The sequence below is a fragment of the Rhodococcus sp. NPDC058532 genome, from assembly GCF_042719255.1.
Lineage (GTDB): Bacteria > Actinomycetota > Actinomycetes > Mycobacteriales > Mycobacteriaceae > Rhodococcus_G.
In genome coordinates, this window is the sequence record NZ_JBHXNU010000001.1 from 575,899 (window position 1) to 599,340 (window position 23,442).

Consider the following 23,442-nt stretch of genomic DNA (forward strand, 5'->3'; position numbering starts at 1 on the left):
TGACCGTTTCTGGGCGCCGTCAAACATCACGGTCCGGGTGGCTCCGGCTGGTATGCGCGGCAGGTCGGGTCGTACCTCCCGGTGCGCCGATCTAGACATGCATGGACATCCAACTATAGGATGAGCACATATTCGCGAGGATCGCTCACGCTCTCAGTCAGGACGGTTGGTCATGGTTCAGGAACTCACGCACTTTGTCGGCGGCAAGCGCATCCCCGGCAGCTCCGGCAGGTTCGCCGACGTCTTCGATCCCAACACCGGTCAGGTGCAGGCCCGCGTCCCGCTGGCCGACCGCGCCGAGACGGAGGGGGTCATCGCCAACGCCGAAGCGGCGCAGCGGGAATGGGCCGCGTTCAACCCGCAGAAGCGGGCCCGTGTGCTGATCAGGTTCCTCCAGTTGGTGCAGGACGAGATGGATTCGCTCGCCCGACTGCTGTCCTCCGAGCACGGCAAGACCGTCCCCGACGCGCGGGGTGACATTCAGCGCGGCCTCGAGGTCATCGAATTCGCGCTCGGTGCCCCGCATCTGCTCAAGGGCGAATACACCGAATCCGCGGGCACCGGCATCGACGTCTATTCGATGCGCCAGCCGCTCGGCGTCGTCGCGGGCATCACCCCGTTCAACTTCCCGGCGATGATCCCGCTGTGGAAGGCGGGCCCGGCCCTCGCCGCGGGCAACGCGTTCATCCTCAAGCCGTCCGAGCGTGACCCGTCGGTGCCGCTGCGCCTCGCCGAGCTGTTCCTCGAGGCCGGTCTGCCCGCGGGCGTGTTCAACGTGGTCAACGGCGACAAGGAGGTCGTCGACGTGCTGCTCACCGACGACCGGGTCAGGGCGGTCGGCTTTGTCGGGTCCACCCCGATCGCGCAGTACATCTACGAGACCGCCGCCGCCAACGGCAAGCGCGCCCAATGCTTCGGCGGCGCGAAGAACCACGCGATCGTGATGCCCGACGCCGACCTCGACGAGGTTGCGGACGCCCTGGTCGGGGCGGCGTACGGGTCCGCGGGCGAGCGCTGCATGGCGCTGTCCGTCGCGGTGCCGGTCGGTGAGGAGACCGCCGACGCGCTGGTCGCGAAGCTCACCGAGCGGGTCCGGAGGCTGACGATCGGCCGCTCCGACGACGAGGGTGTCGACTTCGGGCCGCTGGTCAGCCGGGACGCCGTCGACCGGGTGAACCACTACATCCAGGTCGGCATCGACGAGGGCGCCGACCTGGTCGTCGACGGCCGCGGCTTCTCCCTCGCGGGCAACGAGGACGGCTTCTTCACCGGCGCAACCCTGTTCGACCGGGTCACCACCGACATGGCGATCTACCGGGAGGAGGTCTTCGGCCCGGTGCTGGTCGTCACCCGCGCCGCCGACTACGAGGAGGCGCTGCGGCTGCCCTCCGAGCACGAGTACGGCAACGGCGTCGCGATCTTCACCCGGGACGGCGACACCGCCCGCGACTTCGCGAACCGGGTCAACGTCGGCATGGTCGGCGTCAACGTCCCGATCCCGGTTCCGATCGCCTACCACACCTTCGGGGGCTGGAAGCGGTCCGGATTCGGCGACCTCAACCAGCACGGCCCGGACTCGTTCCGCTTCTACACCAAGACCAAGACGGTCACCCAGCGCTGGCCGTCGGGCACCAAGGAGCATCCCGAGCTGAAGAGTCGCTCCGTGGACTCCGCTCCCGGCGACCACTTCGTCATCCCGACGATGGACTAGGGCGGCCGGCATGTTCACCCTCACCGACGATGAGCGGGCCATCGCCGAGACCGCCCGCGACTTCGCCGCCGAGTACCTGGCACCCAACGCGATCGAATGGGACCAGACCAAGCACTTCCCGGTGGACGTGCTGCGGAAGGCGGGCGCGCTCGGCATGGGCGGCATCTACATCCGCGAGGACGTGGGCGGGTCGGGCCTGACCCGGCTCGACTCCGTCCGTATCTTCGAGCAGCTCGCGGCCGGGGATCCGTCGATCGCCGCATACCTCTCGATCCACAACATGGTCACGTGGATGATCGACACCTACGGCACCGACGCGCAGCGCCGCCGCTGGGTGCCCGCGCTGGCCACGATGGAGCACCTCGGCAGCTACTGCCTGACCGAGCCGGGCGCCGGGTCGGATGCGGCGGCCCTGTCCACCAAGGCGGTCCGGGACGGCGACGATTACCTGCTCACCGGGGTGAAGCAGTTCATCTCCGGCGCGGGCACCTCGGACGTGTACGTGGTGATGGCCCGGACCGGTGATGCGGGCCCGCGCGGCATCTCGGCGTTCCTCGTGCCGAAGGACGCGGCCGGGCTCTCGTTCGGTGCGAACGAGAAGAAGATGGGCTGGAATGCGCAGCCGACCCGGCAGGTGGTCATGGACGCCGTGCGGGTACCCGCGGCGAACCTGCTCGGCGGTGAGGGCAACGGATTCCGCATCGCGATGGCGGGGCTCAACGGCGGTCGCCTCAACATCGCGGCGTGTTCGGTGGGCGGTGCTCAGGCGGCACTGGAGAAGGCCGTCGCGTATCTCGGTGAGCGGCGCGCATTCGGTGCGCCGCTGGTGAATTCGCAGGCGCTTCAGTTTCAGCTCGCGGACATGCGCACCGAGCTCGAGGCGGCCCGCACGCTGCTGTGGCGGGCGGCGGCCGCGCTCGACTCCGACGCCGAAGGCAAGGTCGAACTGTGTGCGATGGCGAAGCTGTTTGCCACCGACACCGGTTTCGAGGTGGCGAATCGCGCGCTGCAGATGCACGGTGGATATGGGTATCTCGCCGAGTACGGTCTGGAGAAGATCGTCCGGGATCTGCGGGTCCATCAGATCCTGGAGGGCAGCAACGAGATCATGCGGGTGGTGGTCGCCCGCAGCGTGGTGGCAGGAAAGGCGGACGCGACGTGAGCAGCGTGAACGAACCGGAGGTCATCGCGGCGCGGGTCGGCGCGATCGGCAGGCTGACCCTCAACCGGCCCCGCGCGATCAACGCCCTCAACCATGCGATGGTGCGGACGATGGCGTCCGCTCTGCTCGAATGGGAGGCCGACCCGCAGGTCCGGGCGGTGGTGGTGGACGGGGCCGGGGAACGCGGGCTGTGTGCGGGCGGCGACATCGTCGCCATCCACGATGACGCCAAGTTCGGCCGCACCGGCTCCCGCGACTTCTGGCGCGACGAGTACATCCTCAACGCCGCGATCGGCAGCTACCCCAAGCCGTACGTGGCGATCATGGACGGCATCGTGATGGGCGGCGGGGTCGGCATCTCCGCGCACGGCAGCGTCCGGGTCGTCACCGAACGATCGTCGATCGCGATGCCGGAGACCGGGATCGGCTTCGTCCCCGACGTCGGCGGCACCCACCTGCTGTCCCGGGCGCCCGGCGAGATCGGCACCCATGTGGCGCTGACCACCGGGCGGCTGAACGCCGGTGACGCCATCGCGCTCGGATTCGCCGACCACTTCGTGCCGTCGGACTCCCTCGGCCCGTTCGTTGCTGCCCTCGAATCCGGGTCGGTCCCGGATGCGCTCGCCGAGTTCGAACGCCCCGCACCGGAATCCCCGCTGCTCGGGCAGCGCTCCTGGATCGACGCCGCCTACGGTGCCGACACCGTGGAGGAGATCGTCGCCCGGTTGCAGGGCAGCGACGTCCCCGAGGCGCGGAAGGCGGCCGAGCAGATCCTCGGTAAGTCGCCGGTCGCGCTGAAGGTGACGCTGCGCTCGCTGCGCCACGCCCGCACCCTGGGCAGCCTGGAGGAGGTACTCAACGAGGAATTCCGGGTCTCCGTCGCCGCACTCGACTCGCACGACCTCGTCGAGGGCATCCGCGCCCAGGTCATCGACAAGGACCGCACCCCGCGGTGGGCGCCAGCCACCCTCGCCGACGTCACCGCGGCCGACGTCGACCGCTACTTCCAGCCGCTCGGCGACCTCGAACTCGGACTCGCCGCACCCGACCTCGAAGGGGTCCGACCATGACCACCCACCCCACCGTCGCCTTCCTCGGTCTCGGGCACATGGGCGGCCCGATGGCCGCGAACCTCGTCCGGGCGGGCCATGAGGTCACCGGCTATGACCCGGTACCGGCCGCGCAGGAACAGGCGTTCAAGGACGGGCTGACCGTCGCCGATACGGCCGCGGCCGCGGTCGCGGACGCCGACGTGGTGATCACGATGCTGCCGAACGGCAGTCTGGTCCTCGACCTATACGCCGAGATCCTCGCGGTCGCCAAGGCGGGCACCCTGTTCATCGACAGCTCCACCATCGACGTCGCCGACGCCCGCGAGGCGGCGGACCGCGCGCACGCCGCCGGTCACCGCGCCGTCGACGCTCCCGTCTCCGGCGGCGTTGCCGGGGCAGCGGCGGGCACCCTCGCGTTCATGGTCGGCGGCTCCGAGGCCGACTTTGCGTCGGCCCGGCCGCTGCTCGACGTCATGGGCGCCAAGGTGGTGCACTGCGGCGGATCCGGGGTCGGGCAGGCCGCGAAGATCTGCAACAACATGATCCTCGGCATTTCGATGATCGCGGTCAGCGAGGCGTTCGTACTCGGCGAGAAGCTCGGCCTGACCCACCAGGCGCTCTTCGATGTCGCGTCCAATGCATCCGGCCAGTGCTGGTCGCTGACCAGCTACTGCCCGGTGCCCGGCCCGCTGCCGACGAGCCCCGCGAACAACGCCTATCAGCCCGGTTTCGCCGCCGCGCTGATGGACAAGGACCTCGGGCTGGCCGCGAACGCGCTGCGCGCGGCGGGCATCGAGGACGGGCTGGGGCTGCGCGCCGCCGAGCTGTACCACCGGTTCAACACCGAAGGGCATGGCGGTCAGGACTTCTCCGCCATCGTAGGCGATATCCGCAGCCGATCCAGGGACAGTGAGTGAGCACCGACGTGAGCGAGTACGAGACCATCCTGACCGAGCGCACGGGCCGCGTCGGCGTCGTCACCCTGAACCGGCCGAGGGCCCTCAACGCGCTCAACAGCCGCCTGATGTGCGAGGTCGTTGCCGCGGTGGAGGCCTTCGACGCCGACGAGCAGATCGGCGCGATCGTCGTGACCGGCTCGGAGCGGGCCTTCGCGGCGGGCGCCGACATCAAGGAGATGCAACCCAAGACGTTCGCGCAGGTGTATGCGGAAGACCTGTTCTCCCAGTGGGATCGGCTGTCCTCGGTGCGCACCCCGATGATTGCTGCGGTGTCCGGGTACGCCCTCGGCGGCGGCTGCGAGCTGGCGATGCTCTGCGACTTCATCATCGCGTCCGACACCGCGAGGTTCGGTCAGCCGGAGATCACGCTCGGCGTCATCCCCGGCATCGGCGGCTCCCAGCGGCTGACCCGCGCGGTCGGCAAGGCCAAGGCCATGGACCTGTGCCTGACCGGACGCACGATGGACGCGGAGGAGGCTGAGCGGGCCGGGCTCGTCGCCCGCATCGTCCCCGCCGCCGAACTGCAGGGTGCCGCGCTCGACGCGGCGACCACGATCGCGTCGATGTCGCTGCCGATCGCGATCATGGCCAAGGAGGCGGTCAACCGGTCGTTCGAGACCACCCTCGCCGAGGGCGTGAAGTTCGAACGGCGCGTGTTTCATTCGACGTTCGCGACCGCCGACCAGAAGGAAGGCATGGCCGCGTTCGTCGAGAAGCGGGCGCCGACATTCGTCAACGGCTGACGGGGGCACCGGCGGCGGCGAGGAGCACCGCCCCCCGCGCCGCCACCGCCGCCGGATCCGCCACGTCCGCAACCGGAAGGCCGAGGAGCTCCTGCAGGTGGGTGCCGAGGCCGGGTAGCTGGGCACCACCGCCGAGCAGGACCGCGGTGGTGGGGGCGACGCCACATTCCCGAACCATCTTGTCCAGCAACGAGGTCGACGCGGCCAGGTCCTCGCGGATCAGCCTGGTGAGGTCGCCTGCGGTCACCACCGTCGCCGCACCGGTGTGCGGATCGGTGACGGTCGCGACCCGATCGATGGTGAGCTGCCGGGTGACCTCCGCGCAGTGCTGCAGGTCCCGCCACACGCCGGCCGCGGCCAGCGTCTCCTGCACCAGCCGGTCGAGGCGGTCCCCGCAGACCAGGGCGCTGCGCCGGGAGGTGATGATCGTTCCGGTGGCCCCCTCGGCAAGGCACAGCGACAGTCCGGAACGACCGATGTCGTAGAGCACCGCGACGGCGTGCCGGGGGAGCGCTCCGGTGAACCGCAGATACCGCACCTGCGCTGCGGTTTCCGCGAGCACCCGGACGTGCTGGCGGCTGGCCACCGAGCCCAGATCCGCCGCGATCTCGGGTTCGAGGCCGGACCGCACCGTCACCGCGGTCGCGGCGACCGCCTCACCCCGCTCGGCGGCCTCCGCACGCAGCGTGCGGATGGCGGACACCGCGGGCTCGCCGATCGACATCCCCGGCCCGCGCCCGACAGCGCAGCGGGCCACCGGCTCGTGGTGGGGCCGATCCGGCAGCGACAGCACCGCGCGTGCCCCGCTCGCTCCCGCCGAGACACCGAGAACCAGCGCCACTGTCGAACTCCTCGTCGCAGATCACGTCACCATCGGGTCGGCGCGCCCCCGGTGTCGAAGTCGCCTGCCTCGCGGCGCAACTCCGCGAGGATGCGGACCAGGGTGTCGAGTTTATCCGCGGACAGGCCGGGGGCCGCGAACACCTTGCTGTTGAGTCGCTCCGTTGCCTCAAGCGCCAGATCGCGCCCGGCCTTGGTGATTTCGACCAGCGTCGTGCGCCGGTCGCTCGGATGCGGCACCCGGCGCACCAGGCCCGCCTTCTCGAGTCGGTCGACGGCATTGGTGACCGACGTCGGGTGAACCTGAAGGCGCGCACTGGCCTTCGCCATCGGCAGCGCCCCGGTGCGGGTGAAGGTCAGCAGGGTCAGCAGTTCGTACCGGGAAAAGGTCAGCCCGGTCGGCTTGAGCGCCTCCTCGACCCGGGCGATCATGATCTGCTGCGCCCGCATCACCGAGGTCACCGCGGCCATCCCGTCGGCGACAGCGCCCCACCCGTGCGCCTCCCACTGGCGGTGCGCCTCCTCGATCGGGTCCAGCGGCAAGGGTCGTGACGGCATGTCCGTCATCATCCCACGCTGCCGCACCGGGACCGGGGTGTGGACCGGTGGCCGAGAACGCGGCGGCGGTACCGTTCTTCGCGGAGGTAGTGACCACGTGACCGAACCGCGCACGCCGTGGGCGCAGCATGCGCTGATCCGCGCCGTGTTCTTCCTGATGGGCGCGGAGCTGTTCCTTGCGTCCCCGCTGCTGCCGACGATCTCCACCGACTTCGGGGTGTCCATCCCCGCGGCCGCCTGGGTGGTGACGGTGTTCGGGTTGTCCTACGCGGCGGCAAGCCCGCTGCTCGGCGCGCTCACCGAACACCTGCCGCGGAAGCGGGTGATCCTGTCGGGCGTTGCCGTGTTCGCGGCAGGCGAGGCGCTGTGCGCGATCGCGCCCGGACTCGGCTGGCTGCTCGCCGCCCGGGTGATCGGGGGAGTCGGGGGCGCTCTGGTCGGCCCGGCGATGTGGGCCTACCTCGCCGAGACGGCGGCCCCGCGGGAACGCGGCCGCGCGATCGCGGGCGGGTCCGCGGCGTACGCGGGCGGCCAGATCGTCGGGGTACCGCTGGCCACCTTCGCCGCGGCCGCGCTGAGTTGGCGGTTCGCGTTCGCCGCGGTGGCGCTGGGTCTGGTCGTCGCGGGGACGCTCATCGCGCTGCGGCTGCGGGAGCCAGCGCGGGTCGCGAACCGCACCGGGTCGCCGCTGCTGGCGCTGCGCTCGTCGTTCGGATTGTGGCGGGTCGGTGTGTTCCGCACGATCATGGCGGGCAACTTCTTCGTCCAGGCCGCGCGGCTCGGCACCTACGCCTACGCGGGCGCGCTGTTCGCGACGTCGTTCGGGTTCGGCACCGGCGTGCTCGGCCTGGTCGGCATGGTCGTCGGCATCGGATCGCTGGTCGGGTCGCTGCTCGCGGGACCGCTGATCGACCACTGGACGTCGGCGGGCAGGCACGTGTCGGTGCTCAGCGTCGGCTGGGGACTGCTGATGGCGGTCGGGCTGGGGGTCGCGACCACTGCCGGGACGTGGCCGGTGGCCCTTGCCGGGTTCGTGCTGTCCTTCTTCGCGGGCACCAGCTTCTTCGCCACCGCGCAGGTGTACCTGACCACGGTGATGGCCGATCGTCGTGCCCCCGCCGTCTCGTGGAACAACTCGGTGCTGTACATCGGGACCGGCGCAGGGACCACCATCCTCGGTGCCACCACGCTCGGCGGCACCGCGTTCGCGGCCTGTTCGGTTCTCTTCGCGCTGTGCGCGGCCGGGTTCAGCGCGATGCTGGCGGCCCGCGGCCGCTGACCCGTCAGCCGACGTTCGGGGGCTGTTCGACGCACTGGGCGAGGTAGAGCTGCTCACCGAGCTTGTCGATCAGCTCGAGCTGCGTCTCAAGGTAGTCGACGTGCTCCTCCTCCTCGGCGAGGATCCGCTCGAAGATGCCCGCGGAGGTGTGGTCGCCCTTGCCGCGGCACATCGTGATGCCGGGTCGCAGCCGCTGCACGACCTCCACCTCGATGGCTAGGTCCGACACGAACTGCTCCCGGATCGTCTGGCCGATGCGCAGCGGCAGGATCCGCTGGTAGTTCGGCAGCGCCTCGAGCATCAGGATGCGGTCGGTGAGGATCTCCGCGTGCTGCATCTCCTCGAAGGACTCCTGGCGAGTCTTCTCCGCGATCTTCGTCAGGCCCCAGTTGGCCTGCATCTTCGAGTGCAGAAAGTACTGGTTGATTGCCGTGAGCTCGCTGGTCAACTGCTCGTTCAGGAGAGCAATGACCTCGTCGTCGCCGCGCATGACACCTCCGATGGGGGTGGGCTGAACAGTGGGTTCAGCCTAACCCTCACCGGGTGCTTTCACACGGTGTATTTGGGGCGCGGGTCGCGTCAGGCGCTGATCGGCTCGTCCTCGCATTCGACGGTGGCGTAGTGCTGTTCGATCATCGACTTGATCCGGTCGCGGCACATGCCGCAGCCGCGTCCGCGTCCGGCGCCGCAGCCCAGCGCGACGTGCTTGGCGGTCCGTGCCCCCGCGGAGATGCACTGATGCACCGTCTCCTCGGTGGTGGCCTCGCAAACGCAGACGTACATGTCGGGGAACCTCCAGCCCTACCTTCTCAGGCGAGGCTACACTAAGAAGGCGTGCCGTGAACAGGGTAGGCTAACCCAATTTTCTGATCTTGATCCTGTTCGGTCGTTGACGCTCCTGTCGTCAAATGCGTAACCTCTCGTCACACATACCTGGGCGAGGGGTGGACATGGCCGACTTCGACATCGTGCTGACCGGTGGACTGTGGTTCGACGGGACCGGGACGCCCGCGCTGCGCCGCAATCTCGGCATCCGGGACGGCGTGGTCGCGGCCGTCAGCCCCGAGCCGCTCCCGATCGGTCCGCACACCGAGGTGATCGACGCCGCGGGCAAGTGGGTGTTGCCCGGCTTCGTCGACGTCCACACCCACTACGACGCCGAGGTGCTGGTCAATCCTGGCCTCGGGGAGTCGGTGCGGCACGGCGTCACGACCGTGGTGCTCGGCAACTGCTCCCTGTCCACGGTGTTCTCGACACCCCGCGAGTGCGCGGACCTGTTCAGTCGGGTCGAGGCCGTCCCGCACGACGCGGTGCTGCGGATCCTCGACGAGAAGAAGACGTGGTCGTCGCCCGCCGAGTACGTCGGCGCCCTCGACGAGCTTCCCCTCGGCCCCAATGTCGCCGCGTTCATCGGTCACTCCGACATCCGGACCGCCGTCCTCGGGATCGGGCGCGGCACCGACCGGACGGTGACGCCCACCGCGAACGAACTCGACGCGATGGGCGCGATGCTCACCGCCGCGCTCGACGCGGGCCTGCTCGGGCTGTCGTCGATGACGAACGCCCTCGACAAGATTGACGGCGACGAGTACCGGTCCCGGTCCCTGCCGTCCACCTACGCGCGGTGGCGCGAGCTGCGGTTCCTCAACCGGATCCTTCGTAGCCGCGGCCGGATCCTGCAGTCCGCGCCGACCATCAACCTGCACCCGAACGTCGCCGCGTTCTTCGCTGAGAGTTCCGGGATCGGCCGCGGCCGCCGACTCAAGACGTCGCTGCTGTCGGGCGCCGACTCCAAGGCCTACCCGGCGCTGGTGTACTTCATGCTGACGGCCGCGCCGCTGCTGAACCGGTTCGCCAGGACCGACTTCCGATGGCAGCACCTGCCCGTACCGTTCACCGTGTACGCCGACGGCATCGACCTTGTCGTGTTCGAGGAGTTCGGTGCTGGCGCCGCCGCGCTGCACCTGCGGGACGAGGTCGACCGCAACGACCTGCTCCGGGACGAGCAGTACCGGCGCTGGTTCCGCAGGGACTACGACAACAAGTGGGCGCCGCGGATTTGGCACCGCGACTTCCACGACGCCGTGATCGTCGGGTGCCCGGACGAGACGACCGTCGGTAAGAGCTTCGGGCAGGTCGCCGACGAGCGGGGCGTGCACCCGGTGGACGCGTACCTCGACCTCGTCGTCGAACACGGTCGAGACCTGCGCTGGCGCACCACCGTCGCCAACCACCGTCCCCGGTACGCGCGAATGCTGGCCGCGAGTTCCGGTGTGCAGATGGGGTTCGGTGATGCGGGCGCACACCTGCGGAACATGGCGTTCTACAACTTCCCGATCCGACTCCTCAAGCGGGTCAACGATGTCAGGCACGACCGTCGGCCGTTCCTGACCGTCGAACGCGCCGTGCACCGGCTGACCGGCGAACTGGCCGACTGGTACGGACTCGATGCCGGGCACTTGCGCCTCGGTGACCGCGCGGACTTCGTCGTGGTCGACCCGGCCGGACTCGACGACACCGTCGACGCGCTGTTCGAGGAACCGGTCGCCGAGTACGGGGGCCTGCGACGGATGGTCAACCGCAACGACCGCGCCGCCGTCGCGACCGCGGTCAACGGTCGAATCGTCTTCCGGGACGGTCGATTCACGGACGGCTATGGGGACACCGGGACGGGCCGGTTCCTGCGCGCCGGGCAGCGCTCCGACCGGGGAACGATCCGGCAGCGGGAACGCGTGTGAGCCGCATCGCCGCGGTCACCCGGTCCGGCCTGGTCTTCGACGTTCGGGACGACGGCCCGATCGACGGGGTCCCGGTCGTCCTGTTGCACGGCTTCCCGCAGGACTCCCGGTCCTGGGTCGGGGTCGCGCAGCAGTTGCATGCCCGCGGGTTCCGCACCCTCGCACCGGATCTGCGGGGCGCCTCGCCGGGGGCCCGGCCGCGGTCGCGGTGGGCGTACCGCGCATCGGAGCTGACCGCCGACGTCGTCGCGCTGATCGACCAGGCCGGGCTCGGCCCCGTGCACCTGGTCGGGCACGACTGGGGTGCCGCCGCGGCATGGTGGGTTGCCGGCGCGCGACCGGACCTGGTGCGGACCCTGACCGCGGTGTCGGTGCCGCATCCGGCCGCGTTCGTTCGGTCGCTGCTGACCACCCGGCAGTTCCTGCTGTCCTGGTACATGGCCGCGTTCCAGGTTCCGGTCGTGCCCGAGCGGATGTTCTCGGCGGGCACCCGGGTGCGGCGCCACCTGATCGGTACCGGGATGACCGCGGAGTGCGCCGACCGGGATCTGGCGCCGATGCGCGAGCACTCCCGGGCGCGCGGCGGCCTGAACTGGTATCGCGCCCTGCCGTTCGTGGATCCGCGTCGCCCCGGCGAGCGGATCACGGTCCCGACCCTGCACGTATGGAGCGACCGCGACGCGATGCTGGGCCGGGCGGGAGCCGAACTCACCGCGCGGCACGTCGCCGGTCCCTACCGGTTCGAGGTGCTCCACGGCGTGAGCCACTGGATTCCCGACGAGGCCCCGGACCGGCTCGCGGAGCTGATCGCCCAGCAAGCCGAATCCGGGGTGTAGGTCGGGACGGTCAGAACGCGAACCGTTCGTCGACCTCGGCCTCGGTCAGCCCGTACTCCGCAAGGGTGTAGCGGTGCGCTGGCTTGCGGTCGCCGGTCTGCGAGTCGGCGTGCAGCGCCTCCATGTTCTGCTGGGCCGCCGAACTCAGCGGGAGGCCGAACCGCGAGTAGATCCCCTCCACCGTGCCGAGCGGGTCGGCGTGGAAGTCCGTGAAGTCGACGTCGATGAACTGCGCCGGGTCGTACTTCGCGCGGGCCGAGGTGAACGTCTCCAGGCCGCGGGCCCACAGTTCGAGCTGCCCCCGGCCGATGACCTCGCCGCGGAACCTGTTCGACCAGCCGTCGGTTGCCTGCTCGGCGAGGCTGCAGGCCGACGCCATGATGGTGCTCGGCGGCCGATGCGTCTGCACGATCAGCGCGTCGGGGTACACCGCCATCAGCTCGTCGAGCGCGAACAGGTGGCTCGGGTTCTTCAGCACCCACCGCCGGTCCTGGTCGGGCAGGCCGATCAACTGCAGGTTCTTCTTGTGGCGGGCATAGGCATTCGTCCAGTCCTGGCCGGCGAGCCACTTCGAGTACGTCGGCAGGTTCGCCAGGCACTCGTAGGAGACCGACTTGAAGGTCTGCCGAAGCAGCTGCCAGCACTCCTCGACCTCGGCCGCCGACATGTAGTGCACGCCCATGAACTCGGGGTGCTCGACGTGATGCTGGCTGAACTGGGCCTCGATCCCGGCGAACACCGGGTTCGTCTCCCACGTCTCCCGCGGTGGACGCGGCTGCGGCATCTCGGTCAGCCACATCTCCAGACCCTGGTGCGCCGGGTCCACGGTGAGCAACCGGTGCAGGGCGGTGGTGCCGGTGCGGGGCAGGCCGGTGACGAAGATCGGACGCTCGATCGCGACGTCGGCGTGCTGGGGATGCTGCTGCCAGGCCGCCTCGGACAGCAGCCGGGCGACCAGGGCTCCGCGCAGGAACACCCGGGAGATCTTGCTGCCGAACGGTGTCAGGTCCTCGTCGCGGGCGTACGAGTCCAACAGGACGCCGAGCGCTTCGGTGTAGTCGTCGACGCCGAAATCGGTCAGGCCGGTCATCCGGGTTGCCGAGGCGTGCAGGTCCTCGACCGTGCCGACGGTGGTGCGTTCTGTCATGGCTGGGTCGTCTCTCCTAGTGGTGGAACTCGCCGCAGTTGACGTCGAGGCACTGGCCGGTGATGCCGCTCGCCATCGACGACGCAAGGAAGATCACCGCGTCGGTGACCTCGTCGGTGGTGGGCAGGCGCTTGAGATCGGTGCCCGCCGCGGTGTGCTCGTAGATCTGCTCGACGGTGGTGCCGTACTTGTTCGCCTGGTACGCGAAGAACTGCTGCAGTGTGTCACCCCAGATGTAGCCCGGTGCGACGGAGTTGATTCGGATCCCCTTGGGGCCCAACTCGGTCGCCAGCGACTGCGACACCGAGAGCAACGCCGACTTGGCCATCTTGTAGCTGCCGTAGCGCTCCTGCGAGTGCCGCAGCACCATCGAGTTCACGTTGACCACCGCGCCCTTCGAGTCGGCGAGGGCGGGGGTGAACAGCTGGGTCAGCCGCAGCGCACCGAACACGGTCAGCTCGACGGCATCCCGCATGTGCTGGTAGTCGGTGCGCTCGAGGGGCTTCATCGACGGCACCGAGAAGGCGTTGTTGATCAGCACGTCGACCCGCCCGTACGCCTCGTCGACCGCCGCGACGAGGTTCTCCACCGATGCCTGGTCGGTGATGTCGGTGGCGACGGTCAGCGCCCGGCGGCCGAGGTCGGCGACCTCCTTGGCTACCTCGTCGAGACGCGACTGCGTTCGCGCGGCAAGCACCAGGTCGGCGCCCGCCTCGGCGCACCGCAGCGCGAGGGTGCGGCCGAGCGCCGGACCCACCCCCGAGACGACAACGATCTTGTCCTGCAACAGATTCGGCATGTGTTTACCCCAGCATTCGGTCGGCGACGGCGGATCGGCGCGCCGCGATGCGCGCGGCGTAGTCCTCCGGCGTGATGGTGTTGTTGTCGTGGAACGGGAGGGCCGCGGCGAGATCGTCGAACTTCACGACCTCGACCGTCGGACCGTCGGCGGGCGTGAACTCCCGCGACGTGCGCTGCCATCGGAACTGCAGGTAGCCGCGGGGGTGGCCGAGGGCCTCAAGCCAGTTGACGACGCCGGGATTGCGCTCGGACAGGACCATTCGGATCATCCCGTCCGGATCGACCTGGGCCTGCGCGTTGTTTAGCGACGTCTGGTGGTCGAGGTAGTCGAGCGAGATATACCACAGGCTACCCAGCTGGAAACCCTGGTACGGCGCATCGGATTTCGGGACGGTGATGATCATCGCCTCGTCGTCGGCGAGCTCGTAGTGCCCCACCGACGAGTACTGGGTGGCCAGTCCGCCCGGGGTCAGCCGCGGTGCGGTCATCGTGTTGACCGGCAGGGTGTCGTAGAACCACTGCGGGAACTGCAGCCACGTCTTGACCCGCCCGACGAGGGCCTTGCCCGCGCGGGCGAACCGCTTCTCGGTCTCCGCCATGGTGAGCGCGGGCGGCGGCACTCCGATCCGGTCGGCCCGCTCGATGCGGATGGTGCCGCGCTGCTGGCTCCAGTCGCTGTACACCTCGCGGACCACGAGCTGCGACGAGCCGGGGGCGAGGGTGAAGTGGTTGCGGCGCCCGTCGGCGGGGCTCGGCCCGAACGTGGCGACGAAGCTGCCGTCGGGCTCGATGTGCAGTTCGCGGTCGTCGAATGCGATCTCGCTGCCGGGCACGTTCGAGTTCGTGTAGTTGCCGCTGAGCACCTGGAAGCTCAGATCCGCGGTGGTGCCGCGGGTTCCGGTGACGATGTACTCGGCGTCGTCGTTGATCCGGGCCCCGAAGTACAGGGTGTCCGGGTTGTCGAGGCCCATCTTGGTGAACGGCCCGGTCCCGGAGATGAAGCTCGGATGGGTCTTCTCGGTGGCCCACGCCGCGTGCACGGTCGCGAGGATTCCGCCTGCGAGGTACTGCATGCCCTCGAGCAGGTCCTGTTCCGACCGGATGTGGGGGGCGTCCGCCACGAGTTTCTCGGCCTCGGCGATCGCCTCGGCGAGGGGGTCCGTCAGCACACCGTGCTCCTTCGATCGAGTGGTACAAATATGTACCTGAGTGGTAGATCACGTGGTGGTCCGACGATAGAACGTGTTTCAAGGAGTGGTCAATGATCTCTGCCGAATCCACCGACGCCGCCGAGCCGGCCGGGCGCCGTTCGCCGCCGACCGCGCGCGTCGTGCAGGTGATCGACTATCTGGTCGCGCGGCCCGATCAGCGGTATGGGCTGTCCGAACTCGCCCGCGCCATCGGCATCAGCAAGCCGACCTGCCTCGGCATCGTGTCCGAGCTGGTCGCGGCCGGGTACCTCACCCGCGATCGACGAGACAAGACGTACGGTCTCGGGCCTGCGCTCATCGCGGCCGGGCGCGCCGCGCAGCGCGGCTTCGCGATCGGTCCGATCGCCCGGACTCACCTCGAGGGCCTCGCCGCCGCGTGCGGCGCGGTGTGCACGGCGTCCGCCGTCGTCGGCGACCAGGTGACGATCCTCGAGAACGTGACACCTCCCGGAGTCACGTTGGGGCGCACCGCGGCCCGCGCCGGACAGTCCTACCCGTTCGCGCCCCCCGTCGGGCTGATGTACGTCCTGTGGGGCGGCGACGACGAGCTGGAGGCATGGCTGCGCCGCGACCCGGCGTTGCCCGTCGTCCTTGACCGTGACCTGCTCGGCCGCGTGGTCGAGGACTGCCGCCGGGTCGGCTACCTCGTCGAACGGCTCACCCCGGTCGGGCGGAAGCTGTTCTCGCTGATGGCGGGTGTCGCCGGGCGAGACGTGCCCGCCGAACTCAAGGAGCTGATCGGTGAGGTGGTCTCGAGTCTCGGGGAGCGGGTCTACCTGCACAGCGAGACCGACGACGACGTCGACTACCCGGTCAGTCTCATTGCCGCACCCTGCTACGACGGCGATGGTCACCAGGCGCTCGTGCTCACCCTCGACGTCGGCGGTGCCATCAGTGGCGCCGAGATCGCCCGGCGCGGTGCGGCGCTCGTTGCCGTCGCGGATGCCGTCACCGCGGAGATCGGCGGTCGTCCGCCGGTACGCGGCTGAACCATTGACCATTCGGTGGAACGCGTTCTATTCTCGGCGCACAGGCGAAGTATGAACCGATGCGGTACAAATGTGTACCGCCTTCTCGTCCGAGGAGTTGCGCGTGACAACCCTGAATTCCCCGCCCGCCTACGAGCTGACGCACCTGCAGGCGCTCGAGGCCGAGGCGGTCCACATCTTCCGCGAGGTGGCCGCGACCTTCGAACGCCCCGGGCTGCTGTTCTCCGGCGGCAAGGACTCGGTGGTGATGCTGCACCTCGCCGCCAAGGCATTCTGGCCTGCGCCGCTGCCGCTGCCGGTGATGCACGTCGACACCGGCCACAACTTCGACGAGGTCATCGAGTTCCGGGACCGTACCGTCGACCGGCTCGGCCTGCGGCTCGTCGTTGCGAGCGTCGAGGACGACATCGCCGCGGGCACCGTCGTCGAGGAGACCGGTCCGCGCGCGAGCCGCAACCGGCTGCAGACGCATTCGCTGCTGCGCGGCATCCGGGAGAACCGCTTCGACGCCGTGTTCGGCGGTGCCCGCCGCGACGAGGAGAAGGCCCGCGCCAAGGAGCGGGTGTTCAGCTTCCGGGACGAGTTCGGGCAGTGGAATCCCAAGGCGCAGCGCCCCGAACTGTGGAACCTGTACAACGGCAGGCATCGGAAGGGGGAGCACATCCGGGTGTTCCCGCTGTCCAACTGGACCGAACTCGACATCTGGCAGTACATCGCCGAGGAGAACATCGAGCTCCCGGACATCTACTACGCGCACCGGCGTCCCGTTGTCGAACGCGACGGAATGCTGTTGGCGCACACCCGGTTCCTGACCATGCTGCCCGGAGAGGAAGCACGGGAGGAGCTCGTGCGGTTCCGGACCGTCGGCGATGCGACCTGCACCGGCTGCGTCGAGTCGTCCGCGGCCACCGCCGACGAGGTCGTCACCGAGATCGCGGCCAGCCGCATCACCGAACGCGGCGCAACCCGCGCCGACGACCGGATCTCCGAGGCGGGCATGGAAGATCGCAAGAAGGAGGGCTACTTCTGATGGCCACCACCCGACACCTGCTGCGCGTCGCGACCGCGGGCAGCGTCGACGACGGCAAGTCCACCCTGATCGGCAGGCTGCTGTACGACTCCAAGTCGATCTTCGAGGACCAGCTCGAGGCGGTCGAACGCAGCAGCCGCGACCGCGGCGCCGCCCACACCGACCTGGCGCTGCTCACCGACGGACTGCGTGCCGAACGCGAGCAGGGCATCACCATCGACGTCGCGTACCGCTACTTTGCGACGCCGCAGCGCAAGTTCATCATCGCCGACACCCCCGGCCACGAGCAGTACACCCGCAACATGGTCACCGGTGCCTCCACCGCGGACCTCGCGCTGATCCTCGTCGACGCCCGCAAGGGCATCCTCGAGCAGACCCGCAGGCACGCGTTTCTGTCCACCCTGCTCGGCATCCCGCACCTGGTGCTGTGCGTCAACAAGATGGACCTCGTCGGCTGGTCGCAGGACCGGTTCGAGGCGATCAAGGACGAGTTCGCGCAGTTCGCCACCAAACTCGACGTGCACGACCTGACGTTCATTCCGGTCTCCGCGCTCGAGGGCGACAACATCGTCACCCGCACCGAGAACATGCCGTGGTACGAGGGGTCATCGCTGCTGCACCACCTCGAGGAGGTGCACATTGGATCCGACCGCAACCTCATCGATGCTCGGCTGCCGATCCAGTACGTGATCCGTCCGCACCAGCAGACCGACTCCGACCTGCACGACTTCCGTGGCTACGCGGGCACCGTCGCCAGCGGGGTGTTCAAGCCGGGCGATGAGGTGGTCGCGCTGCCGTCCGGGGTCACGTCGACGATCTCGGCGATCTGGGGGCCCGGAGGCACCCCGGTCACCGAGGCGTTCGCGCCGTCCGCGGTGTGCGTGCAGCTCGCCGACGAGATCGACCTCAGCCGCGGCGACACGCTGTGCAGGCCGAACAACCGGCCGCTCGTCGGGCAGGAGCTCGACGCGATGGTGTGCTGGCTCACCGAGGCGTCGTCGCTGCGGCCCGAGGCCCGCTACACCGTCCTGCACACCACCCGCGCCAGCACGGCGCGGGTGCAGCGGCTCGACTACCGGCTCGACGTCAACACGCTGCACCGCGACGAGACGGCACAGTCGCTGTCGCTCAACGAGATCGGACGCATCCAGCTGCGCACCCAGCAGCCGCTGCTGTTCGACCCGTACCGTCGCAACCGGGTCACCGGCAGCTTCCTGCTGGTCGACGACGCCACCGGCAACACCGTCGCCGCGGGCATGATCACCGGGCCGACCCTGCCCGACTCGAAGGTGGTGTGGCATGCGGCGACCGTGGCCCGCGACGACCGCCCCACCCGTGGGGCCACGGTGTGGCTCACCGGCCTGTCTGCGTCCGGGAAGTCCACCGTCGCCGTCGAACTCGAACGGCGGCTGATCGCCTCGGGGGTGCCCGCCTACCGGCTCGACGGCGACAATCTCCGGCACGGACTCAACGCCGACCTCGGGTTCGGGGCCGCCGACCGCGCCGAGAACGTCCGCCGCGTCGGGGCGGTCGCCCAGTTGTTCGCGGACTCCGGGGTGGTCGCGGTCGCCTCGCTGATCAGCCCCTACCGGGAGGATCGGGATCGGGTCCGTGCCGAACACGAGGCGGCGGGCCTGCGATTCGTCGAGGTGTTCGTCGACACCCCGATCGAGCAGTGCGAGGCCCGAGATCCGAAGGGCATGTATGCCAAGGCCCGGGCGGGGGAGATCACCGGGTTCACCGGGGTCGACGACCCCTACGAGCGCCCCGAACGCGCCGAGCTGGTGCTCACCCCCGACGACGGGGACCCGGTCGCGCAGGCGGCCGCGATCATGGAGTATCTGACCCGATGAGCATCCACCACGACCTCGACGACGCCCAGCTCGCGGCCGACATGGCTGGCCGCGCCGGCGACCTGCTGCTCGACCTGCGGGCCCGCGAGCTCGGCCCGGAACCGCTGCCGAAGGACGCCGCCCGCGACCTGAGCCGCCGCGGCGACCGGGAGGCGAACACCCTGCTGCTGCGGATGCTCGCCGAGCACCGCCCGGCGGACGCGGTGCTGTCCGAGGAGTCCGCCGACGACCCGGCCCGGCTGGGCGTCGACCGGGTGTGGATCATCGACCCGCTCGACGGGTCCCGCGAGTACGGGCTGCCCGGCCGCGTCGACTGGGCGGTGCACGTCGCGCTGTGGGAGCGGGGCCTTGGGATCACCGCGGCCGCGGTCGCGCAGCCCGCCCTCGACCGGGTGTTCCGCAGCGACACCTGCACGGCCGCGGTCGAGGAGCGGCCCCGCCCGCGCATCCTGGTCAGCGACAGTCGCCCACCGGAGTTCGTCGGCCCGCTCGCGGAGCGGGTCGGCGGCGATGTCGCGCCGATGGGCTCGGCGGGCGCAAAGGCGATGGCGGTGTTGCGCGGGGCGGCCGACGCCTACGTGCACGCCGGTGGGCAGTGGGAGTGGGACTCCGCGGCGCCGGTCGGGGTCGCGCTGGCGGCGGGGCTGCACTGCTCCCGGGTCGACGGGTCGCCGCTCGCATACAACGAGCCGCACCCGTATCTGCCGGACCTGCTGATCTGCAGGCCCGAGCTGGCGCAGGCGTTGCTGGCAGGCATCGCGGACCTGACCGGGACGACCGCGGACAGTCCGCGGGTCGCGATGGTGCGCGAGTACCTCGGCTCGCTGCTGAGCCACGACGCGAGCAAGGTGCGGCTGGCCGCGGACTGCTTCCGCGTCGAGAACGGCAAGCGGACGGGCGATTCCGGACCGGAGATCGTCCGCGAGCTCGAGACCGCGGCGCAGTACCTGCCGCTGACCGCGATCCGGAACCTCACGTTCACCGAGTTCGGCACCGATGTCGTCGCGCGATTCCTGCTGGACATGGCGGTGGGGGACGAGACGCACACCGTCGCGCTGACCGAGCACTTCGCCGTGCCCGGCGCCGAGATCACCGCGATCACCGCCGTCATCGAGCCCGCCCCATGCCCCGACTGAACGGAAGCGTTCAGTCGATCCGATCGAATGAATGTTCCGTTCGCTCGGGCTCGGGGGTGCTCGGATGAGGGTGTACGCCACCACCGACCCGCGCCTCGGGCCCGCGGCGATCGGTGCGTACGCCCGCCGCGTCGAGGCCCTCGGCTACGACGGCATGCACGTCTCGGAGACGATGCACGACCCGTTCCTGCTCGCGGCGCAGGCGCTGCAGGCAACGTCGCTGGTCACGGTGCGCACCTCGATCGCGGTGGCGTTCGTGCGGAGTCCGGTGCTCACCGCCTATACGGCCTGGGACCTGGCTCGGCTGTCGGGCGGGCGGTTCCAGCTGGGGCTCGGCACCCAGATACGGCAGAACATCGAGGAGCGGTACGCGATGCCGTGGTCCGATCCGGCGGCGCGGATGCGTGAGTACGTGCGCGTGGTCCGGGCCGCGTTTGCGACGTTCCGCACCGGTGAGCTGGTTCCGTTCGTCGGGGAGCACTACCGGTTCACCCGGATGCAGTCGGACTTCAACCCGTACGACGGCGGTGACCTGCCGCCGGAGCCGCCGATCTACCTCGGTGGGGTGGGGCGCCGGATGTGCCGGGTGGCGGGGGAGGTGGCCGACGGCTATCTCGGGCACCCCACCTCCGGGCCCCGCAGCATCGCCGAGGACATTCGGCCCGCGCTCGCCGAGGGCGCGGCCGGGTCCGGTCGGGTCCTCGCCGACCTCGATATCATCGCCGGGGTCCGGGTGATCAGCGGGGCCTCGGACGCGGACCTGGCCCGGGAGCGTGAGCGTCAGCGGCGCCAGCTCGCCTTCCTGTACTCGACGCCCGCCTACCGGCGGGGGCTCGAGCACGCCGACCTCGGGCACCTGCAGCAGTCGCTCGCCCGGATGGTTCGCGCGGACGAGTGGGAGGGCCTGCCCGCCGTCGTCACCGACGACGTCCTCGCCGCGTTGCTGCCGATCGCACGGTATCCCGAGCTCGCCGCCGTGATCGGTGAGCGCGTCGGCGGCCTCGTCGACGGCATCACCCTCGCGCCGCCCGCGGACCCGGTCGACGACTCGCGGTTCGCGGACGTCGTCGCCCAACTCCAGGAACTGTGAGTGATTTTCACCCCGACCGGGGTGAAAATCACGCACGGGCGGCGCAGCCGCACTCACGAAGGGAACACCCATGACACCCGACCAGCTCGTCACCGAATTCTGCGCGCGGTGGAAGGACGCCGACGCCGACGCTCTTGCCGCGTACTTCACCGATGACGCGGTGTACCACAACATTCCGATGCAGCCGATCGTCGGTAGGGATGCGATCAAGGAGTTCATCGCCGGGTTCCTCGGCCAGACCGGTGGCGTCGAGTACCGGGTGCACCACCAGGCGACCACCGGGTCGGTGGTGATGAACGAGCGCACCGATGTGTTCACGATCGGCGGCACCACCATCGAACTCCCGGTGATGGGGGTCTTCGAGGTCGCCGGGGACGGCAGGATCTCCGGCTGGCGGGACTACTTCGACATGGCGCCGCTTGCCGCGATGGGATAGCGCAACGGCAGAAGGCCCCGGTCGACACTGTCGACCGGGGCCTTCTGCATGTGTGGTGCACTCGAAATGCGAGTGCCCCCGGCAGGATTCGAACCTGCGACCTTTCGCTCCGGAGGCGAACGCTCTATCCCCTGAGCTACGGGGGCGCACCGAGAAATCGGTGTGCCGGTTGGGCTGGCTTACTGTAACGCATGCGACGCCGGATTCCCTATTCGCGCCGCTGACCTGCGATGAACGGGGGTTCATGGGTCATATTCGGACCTCCGATGACCCATGAACCCCCGTTCATCAGTTCATCGGGAGCGGGGCCGCGCCCTTCTCGGCGAGCAGCTGCGTCATCCGGTCGGACTCGCTCTGCTGGGTGTCGACCATCGTCTGCGCGAGTCCGCGCACCGTCGGCACCTCGGCGCGCTGCGCGCCGTATTCCATCATCGGCAGCCCACCCTGATGGTGCCGGAGCATCAACTGCAGGAACAGCACGTCCGCCTCGGGGCCCCTGGCCTGCCGCAGCGCCGCCATGTCCTCGGACGTCGCCATCCCCGGCATCTGCGTTCCCGCCGCCGTCGGTGCCGTCGTCGCCGCACTGCCGTGTGCCGCGCCGTCGTGTGCCATGCCGTCGTGTCCGTCGGCCATCCACGTCATGTAATCCTCGGTCGACAGCAGCGGCTGGTCCCACAACGACAACCAGCCGGTCATCTGACCGATCTGGTTCTGCTGCGTGGTCAGGATGTCGTACGCGAGGTCCCGGACCATCGGATCGGTGGCGTTCGCGATCGCGATAGCGGACATCTCCACCGCCTGGTTGTGGTGCACCATCATGTCCTGCGCGAATCCGACATCCACCGACCCCGCGACCGGGTCGGCTGGTCGGTCGTCGTGCAGGAACTGATTCGCGAAGAACCCGAGCCCGAACCCGACCGCGATCGCCGCGACCACGCCGAGCACGGCGAGCGCGGTGCGCTGGCTGCGGCCGGTTTCGGAGCTGTTCGTTGCGGTCATGTCAGCTCGCGGGCGCAGGCTCGGGGGCCATCGGCAGGCCGGCGCCGCCGATCTCGGACGCGTCCGGGGTGAGGCCCTCGCCGTCCATCGAGACCGCGTCGGGTCCCGGCGTCGACGGGTCGAACGCGGGCGGGTTGTCGGGATCGAACGCGCCGGGGATCGTCGAGCAGCTCGCGCCCTTCTCCGGGTACGCGCCGAAGTTGTTCAGTCGCAGCGCGGCGATGAACTGGTTGATCCGCGGGTCGTCGGCGCCGTCGACCTTGAGCTGGTGACCCCAGCTCTGCAGCGAGATCGGCGTGTCCATGCCCGGGTACGGCGACATCAGCATGTACGCCTTGCCGTCGACCCGGTCGACGAGCTGCTGCCGCTCCTCGTCGGACACGGTGTCCGGGTTGTAGGTGATCCAGACGGCGCCGTGCTCGAGCGAGTGCACCGCGTTCTCGGTGCGGATCGGGTTCGGGTAGACGACACCCGTGCAGGTGGCCCAGGTCGCGTCGTGCGGGCCACCGAACGGCGGGGTCTGGTCGTACGCGACCCGCTGCTCCGCGGACACGTGCAGTGCCGCCGGGTAGTCGATCTTCACGACGCCGTCGATATTCGTCGACGGGTCCGGGTTCGACTCGCTGGGGGCGAACTTATCGGCCTCGGCCTTGTCCTGGTACTTCGGCACCAGGTTCACCGCAAGCAGCGCGATCAACGCGATCACCGCGACCGCGGCCCCGATCGTCAACCAGGGGATGTTGCGCTGCGTCGGCAGCCCGCCCTTGGCGGAGCCACCGGAACGCTTGTTGGCAGCCTTGATGGCCTTGGCGGATTTGGCGCTGCTCTTGGCGCCGCGATTTTCCGAACCGCTCGGCATCTGTCAGTGCTCT

General features: G+C 69.7%; 23 protein-coding genes and 1 tRNA gene. 14 read left to right on the plus strand and 10 right to left on the minus strand.

What is annotated here, in order from left to right; all coding sequences use genetic code 11:
* Window positions 1–172: 172 nt before the first annotated feature.
* From ACFWQG_RS02555 to ACFWQG_RS02575, 5 genes are read left to right on the plus strand one after another with little or no spacing between them, the layout of a single operon-like run.
* Entirely contained in the window at window positions 173–1,711 is a 1,539-nt protein-coding gene (locus ACFWQG_RS02555) for a CoA-acylating methylmalonate-semialdehyde dehydrogenase (RefSeq protein WP_378505978.1), read from the plus strand.
* 10 nt (window positions 1,712–1,721) lie between these two features.
* On the plus strand, window positions 1,722–2,873 hold the full coding sequence (locus ACFWQG_RS02560; RefSeq protein WP_378505979.1) for an acyl-CoA dehydrogenase family protein: 1,152 nt from the start codon (window positions 1,722–1,724) through the stop codon (window positions 2,871–2,873).
* The gene (locus tag ACFWQG_RS02565) at window positions 2,870–3,943 is read left to right on the plus strand and encodes an enoyl-CoA hydratase/isomerase family protein (protein WP_378505980.1); all 1,074 of its coding nucleotides are present in this window, start codon (window positions 2,870–2,872) and stop codon (window positions 3,941–3,943) included. Before ACFWQG_RS02560 ends, ACFWQG_RS02565 begins: the two co-directional genes overlap by 4 nt.
* Window positions 3,940–4,842: a 3-hydroxyisobutyrate dehydrogenase gene (gene mmsB / locus ACFWQG_RS02570; RefSeq protein ID WP_378505981.1), complete on the plus strand. Its 903-nt coding sequence runs from the start codon at window positions 3,940–3,942 to the stop codon at window positions 4,840–4,842. Before ACFWQG_RS02565 ends, mmsB begins: the two co-directional genes overlap by 4 nt.
* Before the next feature lie 8 nt (window positions 4,843–4,850).
* Entirely contained in the window at window positions 4,851–5,627 is a 777-nt protein-coding gene (locus tag ACFWQG_RS02575) for an enoyl-CoA hydratase (protein ID WP_378506063.1), read from the plus strand.
* Here ACFWQG_RS02575 and ACFWQG_RS02580 read toward each other — a convergent pair.
* Both ACFWQG_RS02580 and ACFWQG_RS02585 read right to left on the minus strand, forming a co-directional pair.
* On the minus strand, window positions 5,617–6,468 hold the full coding sequence (locus ACFWQG_RS02580) for a hypothetical protein (RefSeq protein WP_378505982.1): 852 nt from the start codon (window positions 6,466–6,468) through the stop codon (window positions 5,617–5,619). The genes ACFWQG_RS02575 and ACFWQG_RS02580 overlap by 11 nt on opposite strands.
* 26 nt (window positions 6,469–6,494) lie before the next feature.
* A complete protein-coding gene (locus tag ACFWQG_RS02585; RefSeq protein ID WP_378505983.1) occupies window positions 6,495–7,025 on the minus strand; it encodes a MarR family winged helix-turn-helix transcriptional regulator in 531 nt (176 codons plus the stop codon).
* Window positions 7,026–7,122: 97 nt separating this feature from the next.
* Between ACFWQG_RS02585 and ACFWQG_RS02590 the strand changes: the two genes are divergently transcribed.
* Complete coding sequence (locus tag ACFWQG_RS02590; protein WP_378505984.1) at window positions 7,123–8,304, plus strand: MFS transporter; 1,182 nt, start codon at window positions 7,123–7,125, stop codon at window positions 8,302–8,304.
* Between the two features lie 4 nt (window positions 8,305–8,308).
* On the opposite strand, the gene bfr is transcribed toward ACFWQG_RS02590, so the two are convergent.
* A complete protein-coding gene (bfr, locus tag ACFWQG_RS02595) occupies window positions 8,309–8,794 on the minus strand; it encodes a bacterioferritin (RefSeq protein WP_378505985.1) in 486 nt (161 codons plus the stop codon).
* 89 nt (window positions 8,795–8,883) lie between these two features.
* A complete protein-coding gene (locus ACFWQG_RS02600) occupies window positions 8,884–9,087 on the minus strand; it encodes a bacterioferritin-associated ferredoxin (protein ID WP_378505986.1) in 204 nt (67 codons plus the stop codon).
* Between the two features lie 167 nt (window positions 9,088–9,254).
* Here ACFWQG_RS02600 and ACFWQG_RS02605 point away from each other — a divergent pair, with 167 nt between their 5' ends.
* Together ACFWQG_RS02605 and ACFWQG_RS02610 are read left to right on the plus strand one after the other, a co-directional pair.
* Window positions 9,255–11,042 carry an amidohydrolase family protein gene (locus tag ACFWQG_RS02605; RefSeq protein ID WP_378505987.1) on the plus strand — a complete coding sequence of 596 codons (1,788 nt, stop codon included), beginning with the start codon at window positions 9,255–9,257 and terminating at the stop codon, window positions 11,040–11,042.
* A complete protein-coding gene (locus ACFWQG_RS02610; protein WP_378505988.1) occupies window positions 11,039–11,878 on the plus strand; it encodes an alpha/beta fold hydrolase in 840 nt (279 codons plus the stop codon). Before ACFWQG_RS02605 ends, ACFWQG_RS02610 begins: the two co-directional genes overlap by 4 nt.
* Before the next feature lie 10 nt (window positions 11,879–11,888).
* Here ACFWQG_RS02610 and ACFWQG_RS02615 read toward each other — a convergent pair whose 3' ends face one another.
* Genes ACFWQG_RS02615 through ACFWQG_RS02625 form a run of 3 tightly spaced genes read right to left on the minus strand, consistent with a single transcriptional unit; the run spans window position 11,889 to window position 14,995 of the window.
* Window positions 11,889–13,025, minus strand: coding sequence for a sulfotransferase family protein (locus ACFWQG_RS02615; protein WP_378505989.1), 1,137 nt, complete (start codon window positions 13,023–13,025; stop codon window positions 11,889–11,891).
* 16 nt (window positions 13,026–13,041) lie between these two features.
* Entirely contained in the window at window positions 13,042–13,824 is a 783-nt protein-coding gene (locus ACFWQG_RS02620; protein WP_378505990.1) for an SDR family oxidoreductase, read from the minus strand.
* A gap of 4 nt (window positions 13,825–13,828) precedes the next feature.
* On the minus strand, window positions 13,829–14,995 hold the full coding sequence (locus tag ACFWQG_RS02625) for a hypothetical protein (RefSeq protein ID WP_378505991.1): 1,167 nt from the start codon (window positions 14,993–14,995) through the stop codon (window positions 13,829–13,831).
* A gap of 92 nt (window positions 14,996–15,087) precedes the next feature.
* Between ACFWQG_RS02625 and ACFWQG_RS02630 the strand changes: the two genes are divergently transcribed.
* The 6 genes from ACFWQG_RS02630 to ACFWQG_RS02655 all read left to right on the plus strand — a co-directional run bounded on the left by ACFWQG_RS02630 (window position 15,088) and on the right by ACFWQG_RS02655 (window position 21,571).
* Window positions 15,088–16,026 carry an IclR family transcriptional regulator gene (locus ACFWQG_RS02630; RefSeq protein ID WP_378505992.1) on the plus strand — a complete coding sequence of 313 codons (939 nt, stop codon included), beginning with the start codon at window positions 15,088–15,090 and terminating at the stop codon, window positions 16,024–16,026.
* Window positions 16,027–16,096: 70 nt separating this feature from the next.
* Window positions 16,097–17,056 (plus strand): sulfate adenylyltransferase subunit CysD, encoded by a 960-nt coding sequence (cysD, locus tag ACFWQG_RS02635; protein ID WP_378505993.1) that lies wholly within the window; start codon window positions 16,097–16,099, stop codon window positions 17,054–17,056.
* Window positions 17,056–18,909 (plus strand): adenylyl-sulfate kinase, encoded by a 1,854-nt coding sequence (gene cysC / locus ACFWQG_RS02640; RefSeq protein WP_378505994.1) that lies wholly within the window; start codon window positions 17,056–17,058, stop codon window positions 18,907–18,909. Before cysD ends, cysC begins: the two co-directional genes overlap by 1 nt.
* Complete coding sequence (locus ACFWQG_RS02645; RefSeq protein WP_378505995.1) at window positions 18,906–20,045, plus strand: 3'(2'),5'-bisphosphate nucleotidase CysQ; 1,140 nt, start codon at window positions 18,906–18,908, stop codon at window positions 20,043–20,045. Before cysC ends, ACFWQG_RS02645 begins: the two co-directional genes overlap by 4 nt.
* A 64-nt stretch (window positions 20,046–20,109) precedes the next feature.
* Window positions 20,110–21,135 carry a TIGR03617 family F420-dependent LLM class oxidoreductase gene (locus ACFWQG_RS02650; RefSeq protein ID WP_378505996.1) on the plus strand — a complete coding sequence of 342 codons (1,026 nt, stop codon included), beginning with the start codon at window positions 20,110–20,112 and terminating at the stop codon, window positions 21,133–21,135.
* Window positions 21,136–21,205: 70 nt separating this feature from the next.
* Complete coding sequence (locus ACFWQG_RS02655; RefSeq protein ID WP_378505997.1) at window positions 21,206–21,571, plus strand: SgcJ/EcaC family oxidoreductase; 366 nt, start codon at window positions 21,206–21,208, stop codon at window positions 21,569–21,571.
* A gap of 73 nt (window positions 21,572–21,644) precedes the next feature.
* Here the strand turns inward: ACFWQG_RS02655 and ACFWQG_RS02660 are convergent.
* From ACFWQG_RS02660 to ACFWQG_RS02670, 3 genes are all read right to left on the minus strand, one after another.
* Window positions 21,645–21,717, minus strand: a tRNA-Arg gene (locus tag ACFWQG_RS02660).
* A gap of 142 nt (window positions 21,718–21,859) precedes the next feature.
* Window positions 21,860–22,570, minus strand: a complete 711-nt coding sequence (locus ACFWQG_RS02665; protein WP_378505998.1) for a DUF305 domain-containing protein — start codon at window positions 22,568–22,570, stop codon at window positions 21,860–21,862.
* Window position 22,571: 1 nt separating this feature from the next.
* A complete protein-coding gene (locus ACFWQG_RS02670) occupies window positions 22,572–23,429 on the minus strand; it encodes a DUF3105 domain-containing protein (RefSeq protein ID WP_378505999.1) in 858 nt (285 codons plus the stop codon).
* Window positions 23,430–23,442 lie beyond the last annotated feature (13 nt).